Annotated in this window: 6 protein-coding genes; 3 read left to right on the forward strand and 3 right to left on the reverse strand. The window is 64.2% G+C overall.

The genetic code is table 11. The features are described 5' to 3' along the window. Positions 1 to 345, reverse strand: a 345-nt coding sequence (locus tag AX750_RS11430) for an MgtC/SapB family protein (protein ID WP_197432814.1), incomplete at its 3' end; no start/stop codon positions are given. 370 nt (positions 346 to 715) lie between these two features. Between AX750_RS11430 and AX750_RS25980 the strand changes: the two genes are divergently transcribed. Next, positions 716 to 1,081, forward strand: coding sequence for a hypothetical protein (locus AX750_RS25980; RefSeq protein WP_156449924.1), 366 nt, complete (start codon positions 716 to 718; stop codon positions 1,079 to 1,081). A gap of 140 nt (positions 1,082 to 1,221) precedes the next feature. On the opposite strand, the gene AX750_RS11435 is transcribed toward AX750_RS25980, so the two are convergent. Continuing rightward, positions 1,222 to 1,677 carry a DUF6118 family protein gene (locus AX750_RS11435; protein WP_068072164.1) on the reverse strand — a complete coding sequence of 152 codons (456 nt, stop codon included), beginning with the start codon at positions 1,675 to 1,677 and terminating at the stop codon, positions 1,222 to 1,224. Between the two features lie 2 nt (positions 1,678 to 1,679). Further along, the gene (traA, locus tag AX750_RS11440; RefSeq protein WP_067254272.1) at positions 1,680 to 4,838 is read right to left on the reverse strand and encodes a Ti-type conjugative transfer relaxase TraA; all 3,159 of its coding nucleotides are present in this window, start codon (positions 4,836 to 4,838) and stop codon (positions 1,680 to 1,682) included. A 264-nt stretch (positions 4,839 to 5,102) separates the two neighbouring features. Between traA and AX750_RS11445 the strand changes: the two genes are divergently transcribed. Beyond that, positions 5,103 to 5,432 carry a mobilization protein gene (locus AX750_RS11445; protein WP_067254275.1) on the forward strand — a complete coding sequence of 110 codons (330 nt, stop codon included), beginning with the start codon at positions 5,103 to 5,105 and terminating at the stop codon, positions 5,430 to 5,432. After that, on the forward strand, positions 5,432 to 6,239 hold an 808-nt coding region (locus AX750_RS11450; protein WP_197432815.1), incomplete at its 3' end, for a type IV secretory system conjugative DNA transfer family protein. The genes AX750_RS11445 and AX750_RS11450, both read left to right, overlap by 1 nt.

Raw genomic sequence — 6,239 nt, forward strand, 5'->3', positions numbered from 1 at the left:
CCAACGAGTTTGCAACCCGGTCCAGGACGGACCACATCGAGAACAGAGTCCAGTTATGAACGAGGGCAAATACGGGGCAACGTCAGCTCCACCTCCGATGAAGCCGACACCGGTGATCAGCCCCTCGAGGATTCGGGCCTGTCCGATCGAGCCCTTGCCAAGCACGCCGAGTGCAATCAGAACGAAGCCGCAGCTTGCCATAGCGACAAGCGGAAAGGTACGGATCCCGGCGCTGCGTTCCTCGTGCTCGCGATCCCACCCGATCGGTAGTGCGATCAGGTAAGCCAAGGCGAGATCAACGAGATGGGACGCGATCTCCCAAAAATTGAGTGCGGCGAATTTCATTTAACGCCCTGCCTGGCAATCAGATCGAGCAGCTGGTGCGGTTGTCTTGGGTTAGCACAGGCCAGGGGAAGATGAACACGGTTGTCTTGCCGCAAACTGCGCGATCGTCACGATCTACGGTCTTCGCATCAACCACCGATCGACGCGAAGATGAACTTGATCATGTCTCATCGCACCCTCAAAGATGCATATTGCATCGATCGACCTTTCTGGATCAACCTCTTGATACAATGTGGTGAAGCGAGTGACGGCCGCCGTGCCAATTTCGATTCCGTCAATCGAGCACCGCCGAGCCTGTTGACTTATCAAGGGGCACGCCTCATCGAATTCGCAAAACGTCCGACGCTATCAATCATCAAAGGATCTAGCTATGAAGTTACCATATGCCATCTGCGCCATCACCGTGAATGCGATCTTATTTTCAAGCGCGACAATTGCCCAAAATGTAAAGATTGTAGGGCTTGGCGTATCAAGATGCGACAAATTTATTAGCGATACTCAGGGGAATGACGTTTCCGAGAAACAGTACTTCGCTTGGGCGCAAGGATTCATGAACGGCGCGTTAGTCCGAGCTCCTGTTGGTGTAGATGACGGTCTTGACTTGCTTCCCCAAAATTTCCCAGTCCAAAGTCAGATGGCTTACCTAAAAAGTTGGTGTGACAAAAACCGAAATTCGGACTTTAGCGATGCGTCTTTTGCTCTTTTCAAAGAATTAAGGGCACAGATGACAAAATGAATGACTTTCTTATAAAAACACGTACCGTAGCTTGGCTACAGCAATCGCTCCCCTGCAGTTGCTGCGGCGCGGGGTGGCGCTTGGTCAAGGAGCGCCGCCCCAACCCGACACAGCCAATGCAAGCCTTGAGAGGAACGAATTCATTTAATCAACAGCACCACTATTGATCCGGCCACAAGTCCAGACACGCCAAACCATAACTGTCGCCGCCTCTGAACCTGCCGCGTTACCGCCCCATCGACGATTCCCGCTAGGTGCATCCGCTCGCGTTTCAGCGCATCGGCCTCATCCCGCATCACCCGCGCGGCCTCGGCGAACGCTTCGGCCCCGGCCCGCCCCATCGCCCGGCCATGCTGCTCAGGCGTCATCTTCATTGCCGGATGATCCTGGATCGCGACGATTCGAGCCTCAACCTGGGTCAGCACCTTGACGACCGCGCCCAGCGTCGGCGTGTAGTCGGTCACTCGCGTCGCCCCTTCGACGATAGCCGGCAGCGCCTCGACAGCCTGGCGCAAGCTCGCAACTTGCGCCTGAAGCGCAGCGAAGGCCAGCGCCGCATCACTCTCGCCGCGCTCACTTCCGTCGTCGCTCGTCACGCTCACCGCTCCATGCCTTTGTCACGCTCGCGGACGTGCTTCTCGGCATCCGACTCACGCGCTGCCTCGTTCCGCCCCGGCTTCGTGTCCGCACGCACCATGCCCTGCTGAGCCGTTTCACGCTGCACCTGCCGCTGACGCTCGCGATCCATACCGGCCACGAGCTGCGCGGCGCGCGCTGGTCCGCTCAGTTCGGCCATCGCCCGCTGGCTCAGGCTCTCATGTTTCAGCACTGAGGCCATCTCCTGCGTTGATCCCGGCCGGGCCTTTTCCATGGCGGCGCCGGCTGTCCGCAGCGCCAGCTTCTGATGCTGAAGCACTGGCAGATCGGCCGTCTTCATTCGAGCCGCATCCTGATAGGCTTTCGCATAGGCCTCGACGGCGGCCAGAACCTTTACGCGAGCCGCAGCGGAGCCTGACGCAGGCGCGGCCGGGCTCCCGCCGCCCTTCCGCCCCGACAACGCGCCATCACGCTCCTGCGGCCTGCCCCGCCCTGCCCCAAGTTTGAGCCCGGCGAACATGCTGCGCCCGGCCGCCGGCGTCTCCGCAGCCGTGGCAGCGCTCTTGACACCCTCTCCGCCGGCGACGCGCCCCTGCGGGCCACCATCACCACGCCGATCGGCAGCTCGATCCCCGATCCCGGGATTGCGCCCGACCTCGTCCCGCGATCCCTCGCTGCCGAGTCGCTGCCGCGCCTGCCCATCGTTGCCGCGCTCAACCTCGATGTCGCTTTTCACCCCGAACCGCTCGGCGATCCCCCGCCGCTCGGCAAACCCCTGCGCATAATCGAGCGTGGTTTCTTTCGACCCGTCGCGGCCGAGCCGCGCCGCAAGCGACCCCATCCCGTCCTTGAACTCGTCCTTGCCGGCATACAGCGTCGCCTGATCGCGATGGCGCGTCATCGAGACATAGGTGAGATGCCGGTCCATCGTGCCCGACGCCATGACGAAGGCGCGATCGACGGTGGCGCCTTGCGTCTTGTGGATCGTGGTTGCGTAGCCGTGATCGAACGCGGCATAGTCGCTCGTCGCCCACGACACCGTGCGTTGTTCTCCCCCGGCGCGCGCGAGTCCGTCGGGTCGGGCCGTGATCCGGTCCGGCTCGACGGACACCACGGTCCCGAGCATGCCGTTCTTCACGCCAAGCTCGCGATTGTTCTCGAGGAACACGACCCGATCGCCGGGTGCGAAGGACCGCTTGCCGTCATTGGTCTGGAACACGTGCTCGCGGCCAAGCTGCCCCTGATCCCCCTCCCCGCGCGCCAGTTCGCCGGCATCCTGCCGCGCCGCACGGATATCGGCATTGAGCGCCCGAACATCGACCCGCCGATGCGCCATTGCGACGCGCGAGCCCTCCGACCGCTCGGCAGCGTCCGCCATGTAGTCGGCGACGATCGCAGCCCGCGCCGCGTCGCGCGTCTCGCTGAACCGGACGTCGCCGCGCTCGGCGTAGGCAGAGAGCCCCTCGCTCGTTCTGTGCCGCGCAAGATTGCCGGACGCCTTCCGCTGCCAGTCCTCGCGCTGCCGGCGGATGTCCTGCAGCTCGGCAAACCCGACCCGCTCCGCGATGGCGCGGAACGGCGCGCCCGCCCCGATCGCCTGCAATTGCTCCTGGTCCCCGACCATGACGAGTTTTGCGCCTGTGCGCTCTGTCTCGGCGACAAAGCGCGCGAGCTGACGCGATCCGACCATGCCGGCCTCGTCGATCACCATGACGTCCTTGGGCCCAAGCTCGCCGCGTCCAGCTTTCCAGCCATGCTCCCACGACGCCAGCGTCCGCGAGCCGACTCCTGACGCCTCCTCCAAGCCCTCGGCTGCCTTGCCCGACAAGGCCGCACCATGAACCGCATAGCCCTGCCGCTCCCAGGCGTCGCGCGCAGCAGCCAACATCGTGCTCTTGCCGGCGCCCGCCAATCCGACCACGACCGCGATCTGCTCGCCGCCGGTGACATGTTCCACCGCCCGACGCTGCTCGCCGCTCAGGCCTGCGGAATCGAGCGCCCGATCCCGATCGGATTCCGACAAAGTCCCGCGCGCCACCTGCCAGGCGGTATCGGCCGCAACCCCACGCCGGATCGCACCATCCTGCTCGGCCAAGGCCGCATCGACATGAGTGCCATCGACACCATGCCTGCACGCCTCGCTCATCCGCACGGCTCCCTCCGCCATGCCGCGCTCGAGCGTCACCATCTCCTTCGTTGAGTATCGCGCCAGCGTGATCTCGCCGTTCTGATCGACCCGCTCCGCCTGAAGCTCGACCAGAGCATCCGACGACATCACCTTCGCGAACGCATCCTGAAACGCGTCCGCGCCGTCGATCGAACGATGCAGGGCTTTTGCGACATCATGCCGATCGAACACGCTCTTCTCGCCGGTGATCAGCGTCAGAACCTGTTCCGGCTTCTCGGCGATCAGATCGGCATTGCGCCGCGCCGCATCCCCGTCGAGCCGGGTCCGGGAGACCTCGACCCCACGCCGCTCCATCTGGGTGGCGAACACCCCCACATGCTCGGTCGGCTCGATCTCCAGCCCGCGCTCCTGATGCGAGCGATGATCGACCCGCACGTCCAAGCCTGCCGCCGCCAACCGCTCATTGGCGACCTGCTCCCAGGATTGGCGGATCTCGCGCATTTGCATCGACGAGGTCGGCAGCCCCTGCGACAACAGCCACTTGTTCTCCCGCTCGATCGAGGTCTTGTCCAAAAACCCCTCGGACCCGACAGCCCGCACCGTCATCAACAGATGGGCATGATGATTGCGCACATCCGTCTCGCCATGCGGAGAATGGATCGCGACATCGACCGCCGTCCCATAGCGATCGGCCAAGCCCTGCGCGAACGACCTCGTCGCCTCCAGTCGCTCATCCGCATTCAGCTCATGCGGCAAAGCGATCTCGAACTCCCGGGCCACCCGAGCATCCTTACGCCCCTCGGCCGCCTCGGCCGCATTCCACAATGTCGCCCGATCCTTCGCCCATTCTGCATCCGACCCACGCGACAAGACGATCTCGGAATGCTCCACCCCGCCCCGCCGGGTAAAATCATGCGTGACGCCGTCGCGATCGTTCGTCAGCCGTTCCCCGGCGCGATACGCCGCTGCCGCGACCGCGCTGCGGCCCATGCCACGGCTGATCGGCTTGATGCTGAGATGGTAGATCGCCAATTCGCGAAACCCTGGTTCGCAACTACCCTATCAGGCGCTTAGTTGTGCAACAACTCGTAAGTGCGCACTTAAAGCACCATCCGCTACGCTCCTGACGCTTCGCGTGGTCCGCTCGCGGCACGCTTTGTGCTAGGATGATCGGCGATGGGATTGGCATGTCGGGGCGCACTGGCTTGGCTCGAACCGTTCCAATGTTTCGCCCAGGGGTTGGCTGGCGCTGCCCACGCCGTTAGAACCGGGCGCTCACGATGACGGAGACGCCTAATGGCGAGACGATCAATCGAGGAGCGGCTGGCCCAGCTCGATGCCCAGCGCAAAACCCTGCAGGCGAGGCTCGGCCGCCAGGAGCGCGCCAAGGACACAAGGCGCAAGGTGCTGCTCGGGGCGCTGGTCCTGCAGCGACTGGAGACCAGCAAGGATGCCGAGTTCGTCGATCGGCTGCGGGCATGGCTGAAGCGCGAGCTGCCCGGCTTCCTCACCCGCGACGGTGACCGCACGCTCTTCCCCGACCTGATCGAGCTGTCCACGGCTGAGAAGGCGGCCGTTGCATCTCAGGCCTCCGGCGATCCGGCCGCTGCGGCTGAGCGTGCCTGATGGTGGCAAAAATCGCTTTCGTGAACATGCTGCGCGCCGCCTGGCGCGATCCATTGTGGGCGCTTGGCTGCGCCGTGTTCGGGCCCGTCGCCGCGATCCACTATGTCGCAAAGGTCGGGGCGATCGCCGGCATCGTCACGGTCGCCTTGCTGTTTGCCGTCCATCTCGCCATGGACGCGATCGGCATGGCCGGCACCTCGCTCCATCTCGCCGGCAATCTGCTCGCCTGCCTGCTCGGACTGATGACGCTGGCGCGCTTCGTGATGAAGCCGATGGTGGAGCATTTCGGGATGGCCGATGACGACGCCACCCATGGCTCGGCCCGCTTCGCCTACGACAACGAGGTCTCCGCGCTGACGCGTGGCAGATCCGGGCTGCTGATCGGCCGCGATCCCGCGACCGGGAAGCTGATGCGCTATGACGGCCCGGCCCATCTTCTCACGATGGCGCCGACCCGTACCGGCAAGGGCGTCGGCACGATCATTCCAAACCTCCTCACCGTCGATCGCTCGGTGATCTGCATCGACCCCAAGGGCGAGAACGCCAAAGTGACGGCGCGAGCTCGCGACCGCTTCGGCAAGGTCCATGTGCTGGATCCGTTCGGTGTCACCGGCATCGCGTCGGCCGCCTTCAATCCGCTGCAGCATCTCGATCCCGACGGCATCGATGTCGCCGAGGAAGCCGCGACCCTGGCCGACGCGCTCGTCTTCGACGCGCCAGGCGAAGCCGGCGAGGCGCACTGGAACGAGGAAGCGAAGGCCTTGATCGGCGGCGTCATCCTCGCGATCGGAGCCGACGAGCCGCGTG

The sequence above is a fragment of the Methylobacterium sp. CCH7-A2 genome (assembly GCF_001557075.1).
Taxonomy (GTDB): Bacteria; Pseudomonadota; Alphaproteobacteria; order Rhizobiales; family Beijerinckiaceae; genus Allobosea; species Allobosea massiliensis.

Bases quoted from the DNA above. Each gene is read 5' to 3' on its own strand.
- AX750_RS25980 (WP_156449924.1), top strand. From the start codon at position 716: ATGAAGTTACCATATGCCATCTGCGCCATCACCGTGAATGCGATCTTA.
- AX750_RS11445 (WP_067254275.1), top strand. From the start codon at position 5,103: ATGGCGAGACGATCAATCGAGGAGCGGCTGGCCCAGCTCGATGCCCAG.